The organism is Streptosporangium minutum, from assembly GCF_002149035.1.
Classification (GTDB): domain Bacteria; phylum Actinomycetota; class Actinomycetes; order Streptosporangiales; family Streptosporangiaceae; genus Streptosporangium; species Streptosporangium minutum.
Window position 1 is genome coordinate 26,742 of sequence record NZ_NGFP01000038.1, and the last position, 21,674, is coordinate 48,415.

The 21,674-nt window shown below is 67.8% G+C and carries 26 protein-coding genes and 1 pseudogene; 14 read left to right on the forward strand and 13 right to left on the reverse strand.

Features of this window, described 5'->3' with window-relative positions:
- Positions 1-8 precede the first annotated feature (8 nt).
- Together CA984_RS11240 and CA984_RS11245 are read right to left on the reverse strand one after the other, a co-directional pair.
- Positions 9-1,472 (reverse strand): hypothetical protein, encoded by a 1,464-nt coding sequence (locus tag CA984_RS11240; RefSeq protein WP_086571003.1) that lies wholly within the window; start codon positions 1,470-1,472, stop codon positions 9-11.
- The gene (locus CA984_RS11245; protein WP_242675879.1) at positions 1,469-1,948 is read right to left on the reverse strand and encodes a SigE family RNA polymerase sigma factor; all 480 of its coding nucleotides are present in this window, start codon (positions 1,946-1,948) and stop codon (positions 1,469-1,471) included. Before CA984_RS11245 ends, CA984_RS11240 begins: the two co-directional genes overlap by 4 nt.
- Positions 1,949-2,772: 824 nt before the next feature.
- Here CA984_RS11245 and CA984_RS45995 point away from each other — a divergent pair.
- A complete protein-coding gene (locus CA984_RS45995) occupies positions 2,773-2,946 on the forward strand; it encodes a hypothetical protein (protein WP_165781200.1) in 174 nt (57 codons plus the stop codon).
- A gap of 30 nt (positions 2,947-2,976) precedes the next feature.
- Here the strand turns inward: CA984_RS45995 and CA984_RS46000 are convergent, their stop codons facing one another.
- On the reverse strand, positions 2,977-3,360 hold the full coding sequence (locus tag CA984_RS46000; protein ID WP_165781201.1) for a VOC family protein: 384 nt from the start codon (positions 3,358-3,360) through the stop codon (positions 2,977-2,979).
- A 270-nt stretch (positions 3,361-3,630) separates the two neighbouring features.
- Here CA984_RS46000 and CA984_RS11260 point away from each other — a divergent pair, with 270 nt between their 5' ends.
- Both CA984_RS11260 and CA984_RS11265 read left to right on the forward strand, forming a co-directional pair.
- On the forward strand, positions 3,631-4,410 hold the full coding sequence (locus CA984_RS11260; protein ID WP_242675880.1) for a MerR family transcriptional regulator: 780 nt from the start codon (positions 3,631-3,633) through the stop codon (positions 4,408-4,410).
- Positions 4,407-4,919, forward strand: coding sequence for a GyrI-like domain-containing protein (locus CA984_RS11265; protein WP_086571011.1), 513 nt, complete (start codon positions 4,407-4,409; stop codon positions 4,917-4,919). The genes CA984_RS11260 and CA984_RS11265 overlap by 4 nt, the downstream gene beginning before the upstream one ends.
- A gap of 371 nt (positions 4,920-5,290) precedes the next feature.
- On the opposite strand, the gene CA984_RS46005 is transcribed toward CA984_RS11265, so the two are convergent.
- The 3 genes from CA984_RS46005 to CA984_RS11280 form a co-directional block, all read right to left on the reverse strand.
- Positions 5,291-5,596, reverse strand: coding sequence for a hypothetical protein (locus CA984_RS46005; protein WP_165781202.1), 306 nt, complete (start codon positions 5,594-5,596; stop codon positions 5,291-5,293).
- Between the two features lie 491 nt (positions 5,597-6,087).
- Positions 6,088-6,600 carry a DinB family protein gene (locus CA984_RS11275; RefSeq protein ID WP_086571015.1) on the reverse strand — a complete coding sequence of 171 codons (513 nt, stop codon included), beginning with the start codon at positions 6,598-6,600 and terminating at the stop codon, positions 6,088-6,090.
- Positions 6,601-6,661: 61 nt separating this feature from the next.
- Positions 6,662-7,306, reverse strand: coding sequence for a TetR/AcrR family transcriptional regulator (locus CA984_RS11280; RefSeq protein ID WP_086571017.1), 645 nt, complete (start codon positions 7,304-7,306; stop codon positions 6,662-6,664).
- 60 nt (positions 7,307-7,366) lie between these two features.
- On the opposite strand from CA984_RS11280, the gene CA984_RS11285 reads away from it, so the two are divergent.
- The 3 genes from CA984_RS11285 (at position 7,367) to CA984_RS11295 (ending at position 9,568) form a co-directional block, all read left to right on the forward strand.
- Positions 7,367-7,657 carry an antibiotic biosynthesis monooxygenase gene (locus tag CA984_RS11285; RefSeq protein WP_086571019.1) on the forward strand — a complete coding sequence of 97 codons (291 nt, stop codon included), beginning with the start codon at positions 7,367-7,369 and terminating at the stop codon, positions 7,655-7,657.
- Between the two features lie 80 nt (positions 7,658-7,737).
- Entirely contained in the window at positions 7,738-8,703 is a 966-nt protein-coding gene (locus CA984_RS47805) for an ATP-binding cassette domain-containing protein (protein WP_242675881.1), read from the forward strand.
- 394 nt (positions 8,704-9,097) lie between these two features.
- Positions 9,098-9,568 (forward strand): SAM-dependent methyltransferase, encoded by a 471-nt coding sequence (locus CA984_RS11295; protein ID WP_086571023.1) that lies wholly within the window; start codon positions 9,098-9,100, stop codon positions 9,566-9,568.
- Here CA984_RS11295 and CA984_RS45430 read toward each other — a convergent pair.
- The 3 genes from CA984_RS45430 to CA984_RS11305 form a co-directional block, all read right to left on the reverse strand.
- Positions 9,549-9,764: a hypothetical protein gene (locus CA984_RS45430; protein ID WP_133061623.1), complete on the reverse strand. Its 216-nt coding sequence runs from the start codon at positions 9,762-9,764 to the stop codon at positions 9,549-9,551. The genes CA984_RS11295 and CA984_RS45430 overlap by 20 nt on opposite strands.
- Positions 9,765-9,830: 66 nt before the next feature.
- Positions 9,831-10,376 (reverse strand): dihydrofolate reductase family protein, encoded by a 546-nt coding sequence (locus tag CA984_RS11300; protein ID WP_086571025.1) that lies wholly within the window; start codon positions 10,374-10,376, stop codon positions 9,831-9,833.
- Positions 10,377-10,686: 310 nt separating this feature from the next.
- Complete coding sequence (locus CA984_RS11305) at positions 10,687-11,388, reverse strand: helix-turn-helix domain-containing protein (protein WP_086571027.1); 702 nt, start codon at positions 11,386-11,388, stop codon at positions 10,687-10,689.
- Positions 11,389-11,738: 350 nt separating this feature from the next.
- Between CA984_RS11305 and CA984_RS11310 the strand changes: the two genes are divergently transcribed.
- The 3 genes from CA984_RS11310 to CA984_RS11320 all read left to right on the forward strand — a co-directional run bounded on the left by CA984_RS11310 (position 11,739) and on the right by CA984_RS11320 (position 13,493).
- The gene (locus CA984_RS11310; RefSeq protein ID WP_086571029.1) at positions 11,739-12,443 is read left to right on the forward strand and encodes a class I SAM-dependent methyltransferase; all 705 of its coding nucleotides are present in this window, start codon (positions 11,739-11,741) and stop codon (positions 12,441-12,443) included.
- A gap of 101 nt (positions 12,444-12,544) precedes the next feature.
- Positions 12,545-12,997, forward strand: coding sequence for a hypothetical protein (locus tag CA984_RS11315; protein ID WP_086571031.1), 453 nt, complete (start codon positions 12,545-12,547; stop codon positions 12,995-12,997).
- Between the two features lie 55 nt (positions 12,998-13,052).
- Positions 13,053-13,493, forward strand: coding sequence for a DUF3995 domain-containing protein (locus tag CA984_RS11320; RefSeq protein WP_242675882.1), 441 nt, complete (start codon positions 13,053-13,055; stop codon positions 13,491-13,493).
- A 230-nt stretch (positions 13,494-13,723) separates the two neighbouring features.
- On the opposite strand, the gene CA984_RS11325 is transcribed toward CA984_RS11320, so the two are convergent.
- Complete coding sequence (locus CA984_RS11325; protein WP_086571035.1) at positions 13,724-14,923, reverse strand: MFS transporter; 1,200 nt, start codon at positions 14,921-14,923, stop codon at positions 13,724-13,726.
- 91 nt (positions 14,924-15,014) lie between these two features.
- On the opposite strand from CA984_RS11325, the gene CA984_RS11330 reads away from it, so the two are divergent.
- Entirely contained in the window at positions 15,015-15,917 is a 903-nt protein-coding gene (locus CA984_RS11330) for a LysR family transcriptional regulator (RefSeq protein WP_086571059.1), read from the forward strand.
- 608 nt (positions 15,918-16,525) lie between these two features.
- Positions 16,526-17,035: a cell division protein SepF gene (locus CA984_RS11335; protein WP_086571037.1), complete on the forward strand. Its 510-nt coding sequence runs from the start codon at positions 16,526-16,528 to the stop codon at positions 17,033-17,035.
- 336 nt (positions 17,036-17,371) lie between these two features.
- Here the strand turns inward: CA984_RS11335 and CA984_RS46010 are convergent, their stop codons facing one another.
- Both CA984_RS46010 and CA984_RS11340 read right to left on the reverse strand, forming a co-directional pair.
- Complete coding sequence (locus CA984_RS46010) at positions 17,372-17,536, reverse strand: hypothetical protein (protein ID WP_165781203.1); 165 nt, start codon at positions 17,534-17,536, stop codon at positions 17,372-17,374.
- Between the two features lie 625 nt (positions 17,537-18,161).
- A complete protein-coding gene (locus CA984_RS11340) occupies positions 18,162-18,674 on the reverse strand; it encodes a DUF6461 domain-containing protein (RefSeq protein ID WP_086571039.1) in 513 nt (170 codons plus the stop codon).
- Between the two features lie 486 nt (positions 18,675-19,160).
- Here CA984_RS11340 and CA984_RS11345 point away from each other — a divergent pair, with 486 nt between their 5' ends.
- From CA984_RS11345 to CA984_RS11355, 3 genes are all read left to right on the forward strand, one after another.
- Entirely contained in the window at positions 19,161-19,655 is a 495-nt protein-coding gene (locus CA984_RS11345) for a hypothetical protein (protein ID WP_086571041.1), read from the forward strand.
- Between the two features lie 402 nt (positions 19,656-20,057).
- A complete protein-coding gene (locus tag CA984_RS45435) occupies positions 20,058-20,402 on the forward strand; it encodes a hypothetical protein (RefSeq protein ID WP_133061624.1) in 345 nt (114 codons plus the stop codon).
- A gap of 180 nt (positions 20,403-20,582) precedes the next feature.
- Positions 20,583-21,308, forward strand: a complete 726-nt coding sequence (locus tag CA984_RS11355; protein ID WP_086571045.1) for a tyrosine-type recombinase/integrase — start codon at positions 20,583-20,585, stop codon at positions 21,306-21,308.
- Between the two features lie 197 nt (positions 21,309-21,505).
- Here the strand turns inward: CA984_RS11355 and CA984_RS44590 are convergent.
- A pseudogene (locus CA984_RS44590) lies at positions 21,506-21,674 on the reverse strand (IS701 family transposase); the annotation flags it as partial.

The following is a 21,674-nucleotide window of genomic DNA, read 5'->3' on the forward strand; positions in this document are numbered from 1 at the left end:
CTGAAACTTTATTCCGTCGGGGGGACGGCGAGAAGGTTCACCACCGTCAGCTCCTTGCCGCCGCCTTCCGTGGTCGTCGTGCACGACGTGACCTTCCCCGTGGGGACGGGCTCTCCCGGCGGGTGGGGGACGGAAGTGGCGTCGACCTTCCTGCACTTCTCCACCTGCCGCTGCCCCTCGTCCCAGTAGAGGATCGACGTGGGCGAAGAGGAGGTGCCGGTTCCGTAGCTCCCTCCACCGGACGGGTCCCGCCTGCCGATTCCGGCCGCGGTCCCGGTGGCCGGGTCGTACACCGCGGCCAGGGGCGCCTGCGCGTCCTCGATCTCCTCGCCCCGCGCGTCCCGGCCCACGACCCCGGAGATCTGGAAGAATCCAAACCCGCGGGCGAGGGAGCGCTCCCCACCCCAGAGGCTCAGGTCCGGCGGGCTCTTGCGGTCCGAACCGTCCACCCGCTGCACCACGCTCGCGTCGTTCTCCTGGTCCTTCTCCTTCCCGAAGCACCAGACCGGACCGCAGCGGAGTCCCTGGACACCGGCCGGGACGTTCACCTCGGCCGCCTGCCCCGTCTCCAGGTTGACCACCTTGGTCTGGTTCTTCTGCTCGGCCTCGCCCCCTCCCTCCTTGGCGACGTCGGTCGCCCACGGCCAGGACATCAGGTGGAGGCCGTCCGTCCCGGCGATCTTCTCCGGGGAGCCTCCGGCCAGGGGCATGCGGTAGATCCCCCCGCCGGCCGCCGACCAGACGACGGAGTCCGCGGTGACGCCGATCCGCTCCACCTCGGAGAGGTCTCCGGTGACCTGCCCGACCTGCTTCGCCGTGCCGCCGGCCCGGGGCACCACCCAGAAGTCGGCCCATTTGTCGGAGTTGTTGGGAGTCTCACCCCACCACGCGACGTACTCCGCCCCTGCTTCGACGTCCTGCACGAAATAGCCCTTGACCCCCTCGGGGGTAGGCATGTCGGCGAGCACGGTGCTCGTGCCGGCCGCCGTGTCGTAGACCTCCAGCCGGCCGGCCTTCTCGAAGGAGGACTCGGCGACCAGCAGCAGCTCGGTGGCGCTCAGCCCGGTCACCGGCCGGTATCTCCAGCCGTCCGCGGCCTTCACCGGGATCTTGGTCACCGCCGCGGGCCACACCTCGGCCGCGGGCCGTATCGCGACCCTGCGAGGCTCCGCGGCCTCGGTCGGCCCGGCCGAAGCCGTGGCCGTGGCCGTGGCCGTGGCCGTGGCCGTGGCCGCCGAGAGGGTCTGTCCTTCTCCGCCCCCGCTGGAGAAGAATCCCCTGGCCACCGCCGTACCGCCGCCGATCACCGCGACCACCCCGGCGACCGCGAGCGCGGACTGCACCCGCCTGCGCGTGCGCCGCCCGCGCCGCCGCTGAACCGCCGCGAGCAGGTCGCCCACCGGTGGAGGCGCGGCGTCGGCCGCCCCGGTCAGCGTGCGGGCCAGCTCCGCCTCGCTCCTGTCGTACGTCATCCCACTCGCCCCGTTTCAAGATCGGTAACCCGGATTCTGAGCTTGTCCAGCGCACGGGCCGCCTGGCTGCGCACCGTGCCCCGCGATACGCCGAGGAGCTCGGCGATCTCCTGGTCCGACAGGTCCTCGTAGTAGCGCAGGACCAGCACGGCCCGCTGTTTGGGCGGCAGCCCCTCCAGCTCCTTCCACAGGCCGACGTCGCCGTCGAGGCGATCGTCGGTGTAGGTCACCTCGGGAACCGCCGCGACCAGCCGTTCCCTGCGCAATCGCCGCCAGCGACTGACGTGCAGGCGAGCCATGGTCGTGCGGACGTATCCCTCCGGATCATCTTTTTTCCGGATCCTGGACCATGCGTCCCCAAGGCGCATCAGCGCCTCCTGCGTCAGGTCGGCCGCGTCCTCGGCGTTACCGGTGAGGACGTAGCCGTACCGGTACAGCGCGTTCCCCCGCGCGGCGACGAAATCTGTGAACTCCACACCCCAAGGACGCGGGGGACCCCCGTTCTGTTGCATCCCACTCTTCACGGTCTTGGCCATGCACCCTCATCGCAAATTAATTCCGGCTAATTCGAGGATTCGGACCGAAGTCATAATCCGGCCTGGAAAGCGGAGCGCCGGAAACGGCGAATGAGAACACTTTCCCCTCGCCGCGGCACCCATTTAACCTCCGTTAACCGAATTGATGTGCCGCCGCGCCCGCCGATGGGTATCTCCGGGCTGTCACCGCCATGGTGATTTCATATGAGCCCGATTCACCGGAACCACTGACGATACGGAACGAAATGACTTCTAACGGCACCAGGAGTGCTCTGTCCCTGCAGCCCGGCAGGCGGGTCCGGGCGTGGACCGTCGCAACGGCGGTAATCAGCGCGTTTCTGGCCGGATCACACCAGGCGCCGGCCGGAGCCGCCGCGGATAAGTCGTCCACCAGCTCCCTTTACTCGATCTCCCACAGTAACGGGACGACCCTGATCGGCCATTTCAGCGGTTCTTCCGGGAATTCGACGTTCCTCACGCCGGGGGGCTGCAAAAACGCGTACGGCAAGCAGTCCAAATGTCTGCGTGGCCCACAGGGACCGCAGGGCATTCAGGGAGCCCGGGGACCCCAGGGACCTCCAGGACTGCCGGGTCCGCAGGGTCCGCAGGGTCCGCAGGGCTCCAGTGCGAGCCTCGCCACGGCATTCCAGGGCAGCCTCACGTTCATCGGAGCCGCGAGGAGCAACGGGGCGACGCTGATCCGGGACCCGCGAACGGCGCCCCGGTGGGTCGACATCTCATCGCTGGCGAACTATCCGGGCAGCGTGGTCGCCGTCTCCCTGGCGAGTATGGGCAACGACGTCCATGTCACGGTGCGGAGCGCGATCGGCGAGATCGCTCACACACGGTGCGCCGTCCAGCCCACCCCCGGCACGCCCGGGAACCCCGCATGGCCGGGGAACTGCACCGCCTTCGTCAACCTGACCCCACCGAACTGAGCACCGCCGGAACGCGCACCCGTTCCGGGGTCAGGGAGACATCGCGGCGTGGTCGGATCCGCTGCGCAGAACGCAGAACTCGTTGCCTTCGGGGTCAGCGAGGACGGCCCAGCCTGAGCCGTCGGGCTTCCGATGGTCGGCGACCAAGGTCGCGCCGAGGCCCAGCAACCGCTCGACCTCCTCCTCACGCGAGGTCTCCGGACGCAGGCACAGGTGGATCCGGTTCTTGGTCGTCTTCGCCTCCGGCACCTGGTTGAAGTACAGCAGCGGGCCCTCCGGCAGCATCACTCGGACCTCGGGGTCACCCGGTCCGTCCTCCGGGCTCAGGGGGCTGCCGGTCACTCCGCTCCAGAACCGGGCCAGCCCATAGGCGTCCGCACAATCGATCGCCACGTTCTGCAGTACCGAGACCATGAGCAGGAGCCTGCCTGAGCGCCGCCCCGCCCGCCATCGGTTTTCGGCCCAGCCCCGGTTCCACTCCCGGGAACCCGCGTGTCAGCGAGTGCGGCCGCAGGTCCGCCGGGCTTTCACGGCCGGTCGGACCGGCGGCGGCCCGGGGGCCGCCGGCACGCCGCGTGGAATGCCGCCAGAAGATCGCAGACGTGCTGAGCGCGCACGTGAAGACCGAGCGGGCAGGCGCCGGGATTGGACTCTCCCCGCGGGGCAGGCCCCATGCTGAAGGGCATGGACGGAGATCTGCTGCCGATCGGGCAGTTCGCCAGGCTCGGCCGGCTCAGCGTCAAGCAGCTACGCCGTTACGACGAGCTGGGGCTGCTGGTACCCGCCTACGTGGACGAGCAGACCGGCTACCGCTACTACCGGCCGGCGCAGGCGCGCGAGGCCCTGTCGATCGGGTTGCTCCGCTCTCTGGACGTGCCGCTCGCGGTCATCGGTCACGTCCTGTCGGGCGCCACGGGCGTCCTCGCGGGGGTGCGCGACGACCTGGAGGCGGAACTGGCCAGGCGGCGTCGGACCATCAGGGCACTGGAACGGGTGATGGCCGAGGGACTCCCATCGGCACAGATCCGCCTCGTCACCGAACCGGCGCGCAGAGTCGCGATCGTCAGGGAGAGTGCAGCGGGGCCGCAGGATATCGGCCGCGCCACGTCCGCGGCCGTCGCCCGGTTGACGTCCAGCGCGTCCGGTCTCCTCCCCGTGCAGCTGATCGGGCTGTTCCCGATCGATATGGGCGAGCCGGTTCCGATCGGCGTCGCCCTGGTCACCGGCGAGCCGGTGTCAGGGGCCGAGCTGGACGTACTGCCAGGCGGTGTCTTCGCCTGCGCCACCCACATCGGCCCCTACGACCAGATCTCGCTTACCGCCCACGCCCTGCTGAGCTGGTGCGCGGAGCACGGCCATCCCGCACACGGTCCGATCCGTGAGGTGTACGTGTCGGATCCCGCCACCACGGCACCCGAGCAGTTCGTCACCCACCTGATGATTCCCCTGGAGGAGCAGTCATGACCCCACGACTTTCCGGCCACGGCCCTGTCACCTGCCTGAACGTCACCGGGTGCGGTGAGCCCGGCGGCGCCGAACACATCTCGGCGATCCAGGCCCTCCACGCGGTCGCCGCCGCGATGAACGTCCCGGTGGGTCCGTTGGAGGGCCGCTGGTGGGTGGAGGACGAGCAGCCGTGGACAGAGGTGCCGCGCGACCGGTGGCGCTGGCATCTGCTGCTGTCGCTGCCCGGCGCGCCGGAGCCGGGAGCGGCCGACGCCGCCAGGGAGACGGCGCGCGTCTCCGGTGCGGCGGTCGACCGGGTACAGGTGGTCACCTTCACCGAGGGGCAGTGCGTGGAGCTGCTGCACGAAGGCCCCTACAGCGAGGAGCACGTGTCGCTGAAGGTGATGGACGACTTCATGGCCGCCCACGGCCTTGTCCGCAATGGCCTGCATCACGAGGTGTATCTGTCGGACTTCGACGACCCGGCCCCGCGCACCCTTCTCAGACAACCCGTAGCGCCTGCCTGAGGTACCGGCCGGCGGCACATCCGCGGGAGCGGGCCGTACCCGGCCCTCCGCTCGCGGCGCAGCCGTACCGTGGGGATGTCTCCGTCCGCGTCCCGCCCTCAGTTGATCATCTGGTCGATGCTTCCGGCCGGGGCCGCTCGATGTGCGGGGAGCGCGCCGGGCTCCTCCCACGCCTTGGCGGGACCCGTGTGCCGTGCGGACGCCCCGTCCGCACGGCGCGTCGCGTGCGGTTCAGGCCCACCCGGTACGGCGTTCGCCGGGTCGGCCGCATCCGGCCGGGATGACAGCTCGGACGTGGGCTCCTGCCCTCTCAGTGGCGGAGGGAGATCACCGTCATCGGGGGACCTTCATCCCGTCAAGCCACCCGGAACTCAACCTTCGGGGCCCTCTGCGGTCTCGTACGCTTTGGCGCCGTTCACGAGCCCGTCCCTGACCCCGTCAAGATAGTCGATATGGGACCTGAACAGGTCGAATATCGCCTCTTTCTGCGCGGGGAAGGTTTTGGCGAGCTCCGCGCCGTACTGGTCGCCGCCCAGGGGGTTGCCCTCCGCCGCGAAGAGGGCCTGCAACTCGTCGCGTACCGCCGCCACGTACTCGGCCCTCTCCCGGACGTCCTGCGCGCCGGAACGCATCCCGGCCCAGTTGGCGTAGTAGCCGCCGGCCCCCTTCAGTCCCAACGCTTTCCCCTTCCTCAGGAACACCGAAGATGGTGTCACCATGCATGGCTTTCTTGCATCCCGCGATGAGGAAATCGGGGACTCCACGAGCGGCGGGGGCGATGTGCACCTCGAAGCCCTCGAAGCCCTGAAAGCCCTGGAAGCCCTGGAAGCCCTCGAAGCGCGCGGCAGGCGAGCCCGCAGGCGGCGGGCTCTCCAAGGCCCCGGAACAGGGCCTCCGCCCTGCCTCCAGTCGCGGCGCCGGCGCCTTTCGTCGTTCACCCGATTCTGTCGGGTAGAAGGCAAGGATGCATGACAGCCGGAAAACAGGTCCGTGGCCGGAACCGACAGGGGGAACGACCTGCTGCGGGTGAGCAGGCCTTCCTGGCCCCGCGAAACCATGGGTCATGAGGTGTCGCCGATGCGCATCTGCTGCGGTACGCGGTGGTTCCGAAATACCGGAGAAACGGGCCACACCCCACAGGGATGCGTGTGCGACACGTGACCGGCAGTCAGTAGTAGCCCTTCTCGCCGTCGAGCAGCTCCCGGATGGCGTCCACGTGACCGGCGTGCCGGGCGGTCTCCTCGACCATGTGGATCACCATCCACCGCAGGGTCGCGGCAGCGGCACGGAAGTCCGGGTGCCGGCCCACGTCATCCAGCGAATGGGCCGCGATGATCTCGTTCGACACCGCACACTGCCGGTCGTAGTCCTCAAGGAGCTGGGCGAGCGGGATGCCTTCGACCATCATGTCGGCGTCCTCTTGCTCACCCTCGAATTGCGGACCCTCGGCCGGACGCCCCAGGAAGAGGACCTCGAACCAGCAATGCTCGGTCCAACGCAGGTGGGAGACGACACCCGCCATCGTCATGAGGGGTGAGGCCGGAAGAACGGACCGGCGGGCGTCCGCGTCGGACAGCCCTTCGCATTTCCAGTGAATGATCGAGCGCTGCATGTCGAGCCAGCCGACGAGCTGGGTCCGCTCGTCGGCCACGTAGGGAGGGCGATCACGGGGAGGGGTCATGAGCGCCGACGTTACTTCAGTCGAGGTGACATCACACGGTATTTTCGGCCGGGACGGGCGGTCATGATCGCCCGTCTGTGGAACAGAGCTGGGCGTTCAGCGTCTGGGTGACCCACTGCTCCCAGCGCTCCCGGCGCCAGCCCCGCTCCTGCACGAACAGCAGGTACAGCTCGGGGCTGAGCAGGCCGTACAGCAGGTCGGCGGTGTATTCGACCGGGATGTCCGTACGGGCCCCGGGCTTGGTGACGAGCGCCGCGGCGGCCCGCTCCTGGACGGCGAAACGCGGGTCTTCGTCCTGCGGCCACAGTGCGGAGATCTCGGGATCGCTCGCCGCCGCGGCCTCCAGCACCTTGAGGATCGGCGCCACCCGCGCCAGGACCGCGGTCGTGCCGGCGATGTAGGCGCGCAGCATGTCCTGGGCCGTGCCGGCGGCCAGCGCTGCGACATACCACGGCCGGTCCATCGTGGCCACCGGCTCGTCGTCGCCCGCGATCGTGACGTCGACCAGCTCCTTCAGCAGGGCGCGCTTGTTGCCGAAGACGAAGTAGATCGTCTGCACCGCGACGCCCGCCTTGTCGGCCACGTCTTGCAGGTTCGTCGCGCCGTATCCGTCCCGCACGAACAGCTCCAGTGCCGCCGCCAGGATGCGCCGGCGCGTCTCCTGCGCCTTCTGGGCTCGTTTGTTCGGTCGCTTGACATCGCTCATGGTTAGAGTCTATCTCTAGATTCAGTTCCTAGAAGTCAACTCTAGAGAAGAGATCTAGCTGTGTCGCTCATCAGCATCACCCGCTTCCACGCGAACCCCGCCGACGCCGAGCAGGTCCAGGACAGGCACGCCGCCCTGGTCACCGAGATCAGAGCCACGCTGCCCGGCCTCACCGAGGCCCGCCTCGGCCGGCTCGACGACGAGACCTGGGTCGGCATCTGGCGCTGGGATTCGGCCGCCAGCCTGCAGGCGGCCCGCCAGGCAGCGCCAGGAACCGCCGCGGCCACCGAGGCGTTCGCGCTGGTCCGCGACGTCACCGCGGAGGACGTCGAGGTCCTGGCCGAGCTCTGACTGCCCGTCCCGGCCCCGGCGCCCGGGGCCGGGTTCCCCATCGAGGAGATGACACGATCGAGATCGAAGCGCTGACGAAGGTGTACGGCTCGGCGCAGGTCCGGGCGGTCGACGAGGTGTCACTGCACATCCCCGCCGGAACGGTCTTCGGTTTCCTGGGACCCAACGGCGCCGGCAAGACCACCACGATCAAGATGCTGGCCGGCCTGCTGACCCCCACCTCGGGCCACGTCCGGTTGGGCGGCTTCGACGCGGCCCGGCAGCGTCCGGCCGCGATGGCGCAGTTCGGGGCCGTACTGGAGGGTTCGCGCAACGTCTACTGGAGCCTGTCGGCCTGGCAGAACCTGATGTACTACCTGCTCATCGTGCTGTTCATGGGGCGCGGGCAGCTGCGTGCGGACCTGCTGCTGCCGGTGCTGCTCGGCATGGTGGCGCTGACCTTCATCCATGAGCAGGTCAACCGGGTGTTCTGGAGCTATCTGGGTGACATCCAGTCCGGGGTGCTGGAACAGACCTACCTGACCCCGCTGCCGTCGGCCGCGAGCATCCTCGGCCGCCAGGGCGCCGCCGTGATCTCGGCTCTGCCCACCGCGCTGGCCGTCCTGGCCACCGGCGCCACCGCCGTCACCGTCCAGGGCGGGCAGGTGCCCTTCGACATGCAGGTGATCGTGCCGCTGGCCGCCATCGCGGTGGGCACCTGCGGGCTGGCCCTGATCCTCTCCGGCCTGACCTTGGTGTTCAAGCGCATCGAGATCATCACGCAGCTGTCGGTGGCCGTCTACGCGATCGCCGGCGGCACTCTGGTCCCGCTGGCCGCCATGCCCGATGCGATCGCTCTCATCAGCCGGCTGGTCGTTCCCATCGCACCCGGCATCGAGGCGATGCGCGACATCCTGCTCGGCGGGCACTCCCTGTTCGCGTTGCCGACCGGCTGGGGTGTCGGCTGGCTGCTGGCCCAGCCGCTGCTCATCGCGGCCGCCGGGGTGGTCGCCTTCAACCGGCTCGAACGCCTGGCCAGGCACCGCGGCACCCTCGGCCGCTACTAGCAACCACCGGGAGAGCGACTGACGTGAACGTGTTCCTGTGGGTCCTGCAGGCCGTCCTGGCCACCGTCTTCGGCCTGGCCGGGGTCATGGCGTTCCACCCAGCCCGAGGAGCCGTCAGCCGTCGCCGTCAATGCGGTACTGCTCGCACCGGCCGCTGTCATCGCCTGGGGCCGCTTCGGCCCTTACGTCTTCTGACCCTCCATCCCGCTTTCGCGGTCGTGAACGCCTCGGGGCGGGTCGTCAGCTCAGGCGGGAGGGAGCCGCCGATGTGGACCACGGCGTCCGAGGACATCGGTCACTGCTCAAGCCTGCGACCGATATGACATACCCCGACCCGAACATCCCGCCAAACAGCGCGACACCCTCAACCGCCGCGGCAAACCTGGAGATCACCATGACAGCGCACAGCGTGTCCCTGCGACCAGTCGGCCAGGTCGTGGGCGGTCGGAGCGAGATGTTCGAAGACGACTGGCACGACATTCGAGCCGTGATCCGGCTGGACGGCGAATCCTTCACCGCCTCGGCGGTGCTCGGCCTGGAGCACTTCTCCCACCTGGAGGTCGTCTTCCTCTTCGACCGGATCAACCCGGCCACCGTGCACAGTCAGCCCCGTCCGCCGAGGGGGAACCCGAGCGCGGCGCCCGTGGGGGTTTTCGCCCACCGCGGGCCCTACCGGCCCAACCGCCTTGGTGTCTCCCGCTGCCGGCTGCTCGCCGTGGACGGCCTGGACCTGCACGTCGCTGACCTGGACGCGCTGTCAGGCACACCGATCCTGGACATCAAGCCCTACCTGGTCGAGTTCGGCCCCCGCCATCCGGTCATTCAGCCAACCTGGGCCACCGAACTCATGAGCGGCTATTACTGAGGGCTCCACCCGACGGCTGCTCCAGAGCGCCCGGCCGCGCAACCTCGGCAGTGCCGCTGAACGGCAGGCGCTTGGCGGCGTCCAGTCGCACCTCGCCGTAGAAGATGACGCTGTTGGCGCCGTTGGAGGACTCCACCACGTCGAGCCACTCCTGGATCACCCGCTGCAGTACTTGTATGGTGTCGGCGCCTTCCACGCACGCCCCCCGCGACGTGCCGCCATGGTTACGGACCGAACCATGGCGGCGTCCCACGGGCATCGGTCAGCCGGCGTCCGGCACGTAGGTCAGGTTGAGCACGCCGGTCTGGAATGTTTCGGACTTCACCAGCTTCAACGGGTGGGTCGGGGTGTCCTCGAACAGCCGCCGGCCATGCCCGACGGCGATCGGGTGGACGAGCAGGTTCAGCTCGTCGAGGAGCCCGTTGGCGAGAAGCCACCGCACGGTCGTCGCGGAGCCGGACATCTGGATGTCGCCGTCGGTCTGCTCCTTGATCTCGCGCAGTCTGGCCACGACGTCACCGGAGACGACGGTGGTGTTGTTCCAGTCCGCCTTCTCCAGGGTGTTCGACACGACGTACTTCTGGGCATTGTTGATGAACTTGGCGAAGTCTTCGTCCATGTCCGCCGTCGGCCAGTACGCCGACCACTCCTCGTACAGCTTGCGGCCCATCAGGAACGCCGCCGCGTTCTGCACGCCCGCCTCGACTGCGGCGCCCATCTCGTCGTTGAAATACGGGAAATGCCACTGGTCCGGTGACTCGGTCACGCCGTCCAGCGAGATGAAGAAGTTGGAGACGATCTTAGCCATTGCTCTGCTCCTTTTTCGTTGGGGTTACGAGGAGTGGCCCACGATCACGGCCCGGTCCGACCGGTTTCCTCACGACGACCTCCTCGGTCAGTACCGACAGCGGGGGAGGAGCGAGCCGGTCGGCGTGCTCCGCGTCGCATCCGACTCCAGCGCTCCGAACCGGCACCCGTCGTGCGTACGACGGGCTCCGGGCCGGCACCCGTCGTGCGTACGACGGCCGCGCGGCACCGTGTCCTGGGTGCCGATGCCGGCCGCGAGACCCTCCACCATGACGATGGCCGCGACTGGGAGGCTAGGTGGGAACAAGTGTTCAGGTCTTGTACAGAAGCGACAGCGGCTCCAACGGATCCCGATCGCTCAACTGCGTGGCGGTCCGCCCGATATAACGGGTCAGCGACCGTGCCAGGTGCGGTTGGTCGAAGTATCCGAGCCGGTGGGTCACGTCGCGGGCCGGCACGCCCTCCAGGATCAGGACCGCCGCCTGCCTGGCACGATCGATCTGCCGGATGGCACCGCGAGTAAGTCCGGTCACCGCCACGAAGCGCCGCTGGACGGTGCGGTCGGACACGTCCGGCGACGCGCCGCGGAGCGCCGCGGCAACGATCGGGTCGCACTCCAGAACCCCCTCGCGCACCATCCGCCGTACGAACACCTCGGCATTGTCATAGCCGGGAAGGCGCCAGGCGGAACCCTTCAGCCAGAACGATCCGCGCGTCGCGTCGGGGATCTCCGCGGAACCGTCGACGAGCCGGCTGATCGGAAGATGGGGCATCGAAGTGCCGAGTGCGAAGCTGATCCCGAAGAACGTGGCGTCTTCGGGAACGGGGGCCGGACTCGCCCTCGACCCCGGCCCTTGAACAGCGGCGCTGACCTGACCACGGTGCTCCCAGAAGACCAGATCCCAATGGGCTGTCGCAATCGACGTCATCCGGTCGACGTCATGGCTGCTGCTCCGCCACACCCGCTCGATGTACGGCGAATCGGACGGCCGGCTTTCGACCTCCAGGCCCATCCGGGTCATTCCCCCTCGCCCCATTGGCGCTATTGGCGGCACTGAGCAGGAAGTGTGGCACGGGACCCGGTAAAACGTCGTGTCATCTGGTGAGCGGCGGCGAATGAGTCGTGTCATCTGGTGAGCGGCGGCGAATGAGAGGGGCGGCGCCGGCGGCGAAGGAGCCGAAACAGTCGTGATCGTCGACCTCCCGGCCTGCCCGACGACACCACCGACCCACACCGCTGCATCTGGCGGCCGATCCCCGCTGGGACGCCCCCGCACGGCGGCCCGGATCGCATCCCCGATCACCCCGCAGGTGACGAAAACTCCCCGGAGGCGGTCCCCGTACCTGGGGTAGCGTGCCCGCCATGACCGACTTCATCTCTCTCCCCTTCTACGACCTGTTCCACGAGAACGGGCACATACCGGGGGTCCGTGCGAAACTTCCCCCGCTTCTGGCCGGGGTACGGCGGAGCATCCTGGAGATCGGTGCGGGAACCGGCCTGATCACCACGTCGCTGGCCGACTGGACACCGGCCGAGATCTTCGCGCTGGAGCCCTCGCCCGGTATGCGCGGGATGTTGCTGTCCCGGCTGAGCACGCGCCCGGAGCTGCTGCGGCGCGTGACCGTGCTTCCCTGTGACGCGCTGAACGTCGATCTGGATGAGCCGGTTGAAGCCATGGTGATGATCAATGTGATGTACGCCCTGGAGCCGGACTACCGCAAGCGGCTCTGGCCGGTGCTGGCGGCCCAGCTGGAACCTGGCGGCCTGCTGGTCTTCACCTGGCGCGATGGCGGCCCCCCGGCGCCGCATCATCTCCAGGAGTTGGAGTCGCGGCAGGTAGGCCGCCATACCTACACGGTCCTGTCGGAGGTCATCGAGTCGAGCGAAGAGGCGGCCAAGGTCCGCTACCTCTATCGGATCACCGAGGACGACAAGGTGATCAGCGAGGAGGAGATCGTCGGCTCCGCCTACCGTCCCGTGTGGAAGACGATCGAAGGGGAGCTCGTCAGGGCGGGTTTCGTCCAGGTCGACGCGCCCGAAGGCTTTCTCGCCTGGCGGCTCGCCTGAGGTCAGGCGCAAGGGGAGCCGCTGCCGCTCCCTCCTGCGGGGGAGGCGCCTCCCCCGCTTTCGGGAGTGATGCCCGGTGTGCGGCCTCTACGGTCGCAGTCATGGTTGATTCTGATCGTCCACGCCGCTGGCCGGCGTACGCGGTGGCGGTGCTGTTCCTCGGTTACGCCGCGGGGAAGGCCGTCTTCGCCCTGCAGGCCCGGCTCGGGTTCCCGGGCGGCCCGCCCGTGACGGCCGCCGAGACCGGAAGCTACTTCATGGACGCGGCCACCGCACAGTGGCTCGCGACCGCGTCCGGCGTATTGGGGGCGTGCGTCGTCATCGCCACGGTCACCGCGCTGGGGCACAGAGTGCCGAGAACGTTGATGCTGCTGGTACTGGCCGGGATGCTGCTGGCCGTCGGCGGCGGCGCGGGCATCATGGTCGTGGACGGGTTCGTCGGTATCGGCGTGGGCTGGCAGTGGTACCACGGAGTCCTCGGAATCCTCGTGATCGGGCTGTTCCTGGAGACGGTCCGGTCCTACGCGGCGGCGACGCGACGTGTCACGAGCTGATCGGGCGCGGTTGGGCGCGTACGGGGCGGCGGCGTGCGCCGCGGCCTATGGATCGATGAAGCTCGCCCAGGCGTTGGGGGCCAACGCGCTGGCCGACAAGGACCCACTACCCCCGGAGCTGCGCGAACGGCTGCTCGCACGTGATCCCTTGTTCGTGGCGAGCCACTGGTTGCTGGCCGGTGCCGCGGTGGTCGGTGTCATCGTCGCGCTGGCCACCGTACGGCCCTGGGGAGCGGCCGTCCCACGCCGGCTGCTGCTCGTGATCCCCTGGACACTGGGAATCTTCATGATCGCCCGATCGATCGGGGTGGTGGGGTTCGGCTTCGTCGGCGACACGCTGCTGCTGACCGGAGTCCACCCGCCACCGGCCGAGCACGCCGCGCTGGCCCGCGACCTGGCGCGCTGGGATCTGCTGCTGTGGTCGCCGTTCTTCCTGCTCTGGGGTACGTGCTGGACGATGGCGGGATGGCGACTGGGCAGGCGCGGCGAGAAGTAGCACCGCCGGCCCTGCCTGTCCCGATCAGTCCCACCTGGGCCGACCTGCGCGACCGGTCTCCCTGGAACCGCATGCTACGGCGGTGAACCGTGACCCGGAACCGCAACCCGATGATCAGTCACAGCCACCGGCTGTGGATCGGGTGGGCCGGCCCGGCCGGTACAGGTAGTCGATCCCGCCCATGGTGATCGTGTCAGTCGTCCCTGAGAACACGATCGGGTGGCTGCGGCTCATGAACCGGTCGTCCTGCTCCTGCCCGAGACGCCGGCGACGGCCGCGCCGACCACGGCGAGCGCCGCTCCCACCCACATCACCGCGGAGATCGACACGCCGTCCACGACCCGGCCGCCGGCGAACGAGCCGAGCGCGATGGAGACGTTGAAGGCGCTGACGTAGAGCGCCGTACCCATTTCGCCGCCGCCCGACCGCATGATCCAGAGCTGCAGGGTCACCCCCACGCCGCCGTAGCCCAGGCCCCACACCACGAGCATGATCAGGGGCAGGTCGATCAGGGGCAGTGCCGCCGTGGAGAGTGCCATGAGCACGGCCAGCGTGACCAGGACCGGCTTGGGGTTCCTGGCCGCCCATGCGCCTGCCACGAAGTTGCCGGCCACGCCCGCGGCGCCGTACAGGAGGAGGGCGGCGCTGACGAGGGCGGGACCGGCGTGGGAGACCTGCTCCAGGAACGGCCGGACGTAGGTGTAGGCCGCGAAGTGGCCGGACACGATCAGGACGGTCAGGACGAGGACGACCTTGAGCGGGCCGGAGAGCCACGTGAGCCGCCCCTGTGACGCGAGGGCCGGGGCCTTGTGCAGCGACGGCTCGGACGCGCGGGCTCGGGGTTCGCCGGGTAGCGGCGGCAGGGTGGTGGCCAGCAGCGCGAGCAGGACCAGGGCCAGCACCCCCATGGCGACGAACGCGGTCCGCCACCCCGCGAACGACGAGATGAACGTCGCTGCGGGCACCCCCAGTACCGACGCCACCGATACCCCGGCCAAGATGATCGACGTGGCTCGCCCGACGGCCCCTTCGGGCACCAGTCGCGGGCCGAGGCCGGCCGCGAAGGCCCAGAATCCGCCGATGCTCACCCCGGTCAGCACCCGGGCGGCCAGCATGACGGGGTAGTTCGGCGCGAACGCGCCCGCCAGGTTGGCCACCGCCAGCAGCGCCATCAGCCCCAGCAGCATGACGCGCCGGTCGAGCCGTCGGGTGGTGATCGCCAGCACGGGCGCGGAGACGGCAGCGACCAGTCCGGGTGCCGACATCATCAGCCCGGCCGTCCCTTCGGAGACGCCGAGGGTGGCGGCGATCGAGGTCAGCAGGCCAACGGGCAGCATCTCGCTGGTCACGATGGTGAAGGTGCCCATCGCGACCGAGGACACGGCGAGCCAGCGCGCTCGGGTGGTGACGGAAACATCGGTCATGGTCATGCCAGCCAGCCTTCTGCCGGCCACCAGCGGGAACAATGGCGAAGGTCGAAGGCTTGGTTTAGGTGGACTAAGCAATCGGATGGGGGCGGAGATGGAGTTCAGGGAGCTGGAGTGCTTCGTCGTACTCAGCGAGGAGCTGCACTTCGCGCGTACGGCCGAACGCCTCTACCTGTCACCTGGCCGGGTGAGCCAGCTCATGCGCTCGCTGGAGACCAGGGTCGGCGGCCGGCTCTTCCACCGGACCAGCAGGCGCGTGCGCCTCACGCCCCTGGGTGAACGTTTCCTGGCCGACCTGCGCCCCTCCTACGACGGCCTCGCGAACGCGGTCAGCCGGGCCAAGGCGGCCGCCCGCGAGGTGACAGGCGTGATCAGGCTCGGCTTCCTGGCCACGCCCACGGACGTCGTCATCGGCAGCGTGCGTGCCTTCGAGCGCCGGTACCCGGGATGCGAGGCGGAGCTGGTGGAGATCCCGCTCTCCGACCCCTTCGGCAAGTTGCGGGCCGGGCAGGTGGACATCGCGTTCACACTGCTCCCGCTGGACGAGCCCGATCTGGCGACGGGTGAAGAGCTGAACCGGGTCTCGTACCAGCTCGGCGTCTCCTCTCGCCACCCGTTGGCCGCCCGTGCGAGCATCGGCGCGGAGGAGCTGGCCGGCGTGTCCCTGATCGGCCTGGACGGCCCGGCTCCGCGCACGTGGCGCGAGCGTGTGGCACCGTCCATGACCCCTTCCGGCCGTCCTATTCCCCTGGCCGGCACGGTGGCCACCAGCCAGGAGGGCATGACGCAGGTGGCGCTCAACCGGGGCGGCATGTTGTTCTGCACCCCCACGGCGGCTCACCACGGACGCCCGGACGTCACCTTCGTCCCCGTCACGGGGTTGCCTCCCTCGATCCTCGGCCTGGCTTGGGTGAAGGCGGCGGAGACAGCGGCGATCCGGGCATTCAACGAGACGGCCGTCGGGCACGCGCTCGGGGCAGCGGTCCTGGTGGCGTAAGACATGACGGGCGACAAAATCCCAGAGACCGCTGTGGAAGTTATCGCCGAGGACGTTGACCCGCGTGACTACGGCTCGGCCCGCTGGGGCGGGGCCTTCCGCAAGGCGGCTATGAAGGCAGCTGAGCGGTTCCAACTTGGCGAGCCTCCCGTGCGGAGGCCCATCAGTGGTGTTCCTGGCGTGAGCGAGGAGTCCACGCGTGCCACCGGGCGACGGGTGGCAACTGCGACCCCGGCAGTGCCCAGGCAGCAGAAAGGCCTCTCCCGAGATTCTGGGAGAGGGCCTCTGACCTGCGGAGGCTCGGGGATTTGAACCCCGGACGGGCTGTGGACCCAAACCGCATCAGCAGCTCGGGCCACCACCGTTCAGGACAGTCCCACCTGGACCAACGCCCGCCGGCGATCCTTCTGGAACGAGCTGGTACGGCGGTCAGCTGCAACCCTGGAACCTCGGTGGTCCGGGGCTGAGACATCCGATGGTCGGGGCGTGTCAAGTCAGTCCGGAGTGATCGCCCCCACGACCCGAGTAACCGCTTCCTCGGCGGCATCGTTCCCCGCGTGTACGTCATGAGCCCTTGATGTTCCCGTCGGCTCAGGAAGACTGGCGTCGTGATACTTGAGACAGTGCGTCCCCGCGACTACAACGACGTCCGACACGTGGGGCACTACTTCCGCGAAGGCATTCCGGTCGTAATGGATCTCACGGCGGTGGCGGACGACGAGGCGAGACAGTTCGTGGACTTCGCTGCGGGCCTTACCTGCGGGCGACGTGGCGATATGGAGCGCCTGAGCCCCAAGGTCTTCCTGCTGATCCCCTCGGTACTGGCCAAGCCGGGCACCATAACGGGCATCGTCAAAAAATTGCGCCCACGCGACTACAGTGAGGCGCTGTATGTGGGGCACTACTTCCGCAAGGGTCTTCCGGTCGTAATGGATCTCACGGCGGTGGCGGACGACGAGGCGAGACAGTTCGTGGACTTCGCTGCGGGCCTCATCTGCGGGCGACGTGGCGATATGGAGCGCCTGAGCCCCAAGGTCTTCCTGTTGATCCCCTCAGGGTCGACCAAGCCGAATGCAGCCGCGATCAAGGCTGAAGCGCCCCCATCGGAATCTTCTTGATCTTGGGTTGGTGAGGGTGGGCCGTACGAAGACGATGAGCCCCCGTTGCAACTACGACGCCTTCAGAGATCAAAAAGGCCCTCTCCCAAGGTTCTGGGAGAGGGCTTCTGACCTGCGGAGGCTCGGGGATTTGAACCCCGGATGGCTGTAGACCCAAACCGCATCAGCAGATCGGGGCATGCCAGTTCAGGACAGTCCCACCTGGACCAACGCCCGTCGGCGATCCTTCTGGAATGGCCTGGTACAGCGGTGAACTGCAACCCAAACTGCAACCCCGTACAGGGTCTTCACCCTGCCTTCGGTCGCTGCGTCCTCCGGCATTCACATGTGCGGATGTCACTCAGCCGGCTGGCGTTGCCTTTTCCCGATCTTTCGCACCAACCGCACGACGAAGGCCACGAGTCCCAGCAGGAAGAGCAGGCCGATGAGTGTCATGGGTCGGCCGCTCAGCACGTTCGCCAGCCACGGCAGGTCGAACAGCGCGGATATTCCGAAGATCACACCGAATCCGACTAACCCTAAGACCGCCGTGAAGGCGGACCCTATAGCTGCTTCCCGCAGGCGGCTCATCCGGTACCTTTCGCCGTTTAACCCGATTCCGTCTGGTAACCGGGACGGGCGCATGGCAGCCGGTAAGCAGGTTCGTGGTCGGAACCGAACGGGAGTAACGACCCATGCGGGGTGAGCAGGGCGCCAATGGCCGGCGAACCGCTGAAGTACAGCACGCGCTATGCGACGACTCGAACTCCTGACATTCTGCTTGCAAAGACGGATGCCGATCTTGCTCCATCTGCGAAGACGCAGCTCACGGCACTGATCGCGTTCCCCGTGACTCCCCGCTGCTCCCCCCGTTGCCCGCCCCGTCGGGCACGCGACGGGCACGGCGGTACTCTCGTTGAGGCGGTCTCCGGCATTGCGCCGCGCCTCCCCGCATGGGTACGGCTTGCCGTAGGCGATCGGGCACGACGCCGGGGACGCTGGACAGCACCGGAGGCCGTCACCACACCATGAATCTTTTTCCTCCGGCRCCGCMGTTCATCGGTGGTCAGGGCAAGAAACAGAGCACCGTTCGGCAAGCCGCTGGGCGACCGCGCTCACGACGCCCGGCACGTGAGACTGAAAAGTTTCAGTACTCAAGGACGCCGTGGGCGGCCACGATGTGGCTGGAAGCGTTCGGCCGTACCCCGGTTATGCGCTCGGCCAGCTGCCGCGCCGCGACAAGCCCGCCCTCCGAGTTGCCATGGACCAGGCCGAGCTCGATCCGGTCAGCCAAGTAGTCCTGCGGGGCGTCATCTGCGTCATGGGGGATCAGCGGGTCGAAAGACAGGATCTTGCGACCGTCCGCGTAGTGCTTGAAGGACGCGACCCTGTTCACGTTGACAAAGACGCTTGCCGTGACCGTTCCTGCCGACAAGGGCCGCAACACCTCATCCAGTCTGCCGGCGAAGCCGTTCCACTCGCCCAGAATGGTGCCGCCCTCGGCCGGATGAGCACAGATGAGACCCTCCTCGATCTCACCTTCCTCATCGTCACCGTCAAACACCTCGATACCGAGGCGGGCCAACGCCTCGTGCGGGGTGAGGCCGCGGACGTGCGTTGCGCAGAACGCATCGTCATCAAGCCAGCTGTAAACGCTCATGGGAATCCTGCTCTCTGAGGCTAGATCAGGGGAATCCTGGCATGCGGGTCCGACGGAAACCGCGGGCGCTCCTCTCAGCCTCACGTGCCGGGTGTCGTGAGCGTGGTCGACCTGGGGCAGCTCGGCCTGAGCGAGGTCACCCGGCGCTTTGCCTGACAGTGCTCTGTTCCTTGTCCTGACTACCGATGAGCGGCGGCGCCAGGATGAAAAAGGCTCTGTGCAGGTCGAACCGGAACCCCGCGGATCAAAAGATCGGCTTCGCGCTGTTCCGGACAGTTCAATGCAGGTCAGCGGACGTGTGCGGTCCATCCTGAACGGCTCTGAACGCCCCTGTATTGCAACCCGAAGTGCAACCCCGGTGCCCGAATGGAATTGGCATGGTGATCAGGAGACAGGTGCGCGTCAGCACAGTGATCTTGTCGGTGGAGCCCCCTATGCTCCTCGAGCATGGAAAGAGACGGAACTCCTACGGTGGAAACCGCACAGATGGACGTCGAAGTGAACTACAGCCATGCTTACCTCCTCGCCGAGGATGACGACTGCTATCCAGACGGCATGTTGGACGACTCTCCAACTCACCCCGTTGGGATCATCCGAGTGGAAAAGGGCATCGCCTTCCTGATCACCGGTCTTCACACGGGCACGGTGAGTTTCACCGTAGCTGTAGCCGATCAGGATCCGGGTGCCGACCTTGAGGGCTATGAAGACATAGTAGAGATCAGCTTCGAGTCGCCGTCAGCTTACATCTCGCTGTATGAAGCGGGGGGTGCAGGCGTTCACGGCATCCCTTCGTTATCCGCCGGTCCCGGGACGTATCGCTTCCGGTATCACGCGCGTGGAATGGACGCCGCCCGTGAAGAGAATTTTTCCGATGTGGTGATCGATCACTACCTTCTTCAAATTTGGCCGGCGTTGCACAGTGATCCCGTCGTACTCAAGTCCACCAGCTCATATTTCCGGTACTGGCTGAGCGCCGGGTGATGCGGTACGGCCAGCACGGAAGAGATCGGGCGGCGTCGTCAGCTTGGGAAGTCTCTATCGCACCTGGTCGCTGAGCTGGGGAAGGACTGACCTGCGGGGGAGCGCTTCGAGTACCCGTCATTCCCCGTGAATCCCTCTTGCTCCCTCTGCTGACGGGCACGCAACGGGCACGGCCTGAGAATCCCGTGCAGACGCACGCACCCCTCCCGCCGGATCTTCCCGCCCCCAGCCACCTACGAACCTGACTCTTGCTTCTGGCGATCATCCCGGAGCCGGAGCGCCCCCACCGGAGGTGCGAGTTTGTACCGGTTGATCGTCCAGAGGTGGAGGGTTTAGTTTCGGGCCGTGTCTGATACCTCCACCGAGTCGGCGCCATTACGACCCCGGCCTCTGGTGCCCGAGATGCACATCGGCTGGGCGTTAGTTGTCGCATTCCTGTCCTGGATCCTGGGAGGTCTCACCTGGTTCCTGGCCACCTCGCCGATTGCGTCGAAGGAGTGCGGACTTGATCCGTTGTCCTACGAGAGCGAGAACTGCGCCCCGGTGAGCGCCTGGGTATCCGTTACGGCATACGGGTGGTTGGCAAGCCCCCTGGTCTGGACCTTGGCGGTGTTGTTCCTGTGGCTGGTCCCGGATCGCTGGGGCCGTGCGCAGCGGGTCGCCGTGTGGTCCATACCTGCGCTTCCGGTCGGCATTGTCGTGGCGCAGATCATCGTGTACGTGCTCTACGGTCCGTTTCCGCCGTGAGCGATCAAGAGCGGCGGCGCGACCAAGGCTAGCGAAAAGCGTACGAGCGGCGCGGCGAGCGTACGGCGACGGCCCGCAGCCCTGCCCGCGCGTCGGGACCGGCCCCCAGGCCGCATGCCCGGCGTGCGCCGCAGGCGCAGGGCCGGGCGACGGCGCGCAGCGCCGCCGTCCCTCCTTGACATGGTCGGCACCCGGCGGAACGGCGCGCGCTGGTCGGTCGCTCTCGCACTCGGCATCCGCCAGGGAGAAGCGCTCGGGCTCCGCCGGCAGTACGTCGACCTGGAGAACGGAGTGATCAGGGCATGGTTCCAGATCCAGCGCACTGAGTGGCCGCACGGGTGCGCCGATCCTCACAAGTGCGGTGAGAGGTGGCACCGCTGGCCCTGCAAGAAGAAGTGCAGGGATCACGGACACAACCCCGGCTGTAAGGAAGACTGCAAGAAGCAGGGGCACACCTGCTTCAAGAGGACTTGCCTCAAGGACTGTACGAGCCACGCCGACAGGTGTCCGAAACGTACGGGCGGGGGCGTCGTCTTCCGGCAGCGCAAGGGCAGGAGCAAGTTCACTCTTCAATGCCCTCCCGAGCTCCTCGCGCTACTCAAGGCGGACCGCAAGCTCCAGGCCGCGGAGCGTCTCAAGGCGGGGGATCGCTGGGAGGATCACGACCTCGTGTTCGCCACCTGGCACGGCGGTCCAATCGAGCGCACCGAGGACTGGAAGGTGTGGAAAACCATCCTCAAGCAAGCGGGAGTGCGGGATATCCGAGTTCATGACGCTCGTCACACGGCCGCGACGCTCCTCATCGAGCAGGGTGTGAACATCCGCGTCGTTCAGGAGGCCCTCGGCCACACGAGGGTGACCACGACCGAGCGGTACACACATGTGTCCACGACCCCTTATGCGTGACGCCGGGGAGCGGCTGGCCTCGGCACTCTGGGGAAAACTCTGAGCCCCCGTTCTGCCCCGTTGCACCTAGTACTACAGCCTGATTTCGTGATGTTGGAGCCAGCGCCTCCAGTAGTGGCTGGCCCGAGCCCGGGTCTGGTGTAACCGGCGATGGTGGGACCAGGCCAGAGCAAAAGCGAGTGGGCGGGCAGTAGTGGTCAGGTGTGCCAGGAGACGGCGGATTTCTGCTGGTGTGAGGCGGACCAGGCCGCTTGAGCTTTTGGGGCGTGTGCGGCGGTGACGGCAAGGTAGGCGTGGGCAAGCATCGCGAGGGTGATGTGCCGGTGCCAGGCGTCATACCGCCGGACCTGGTACTGGTCCAGGCCG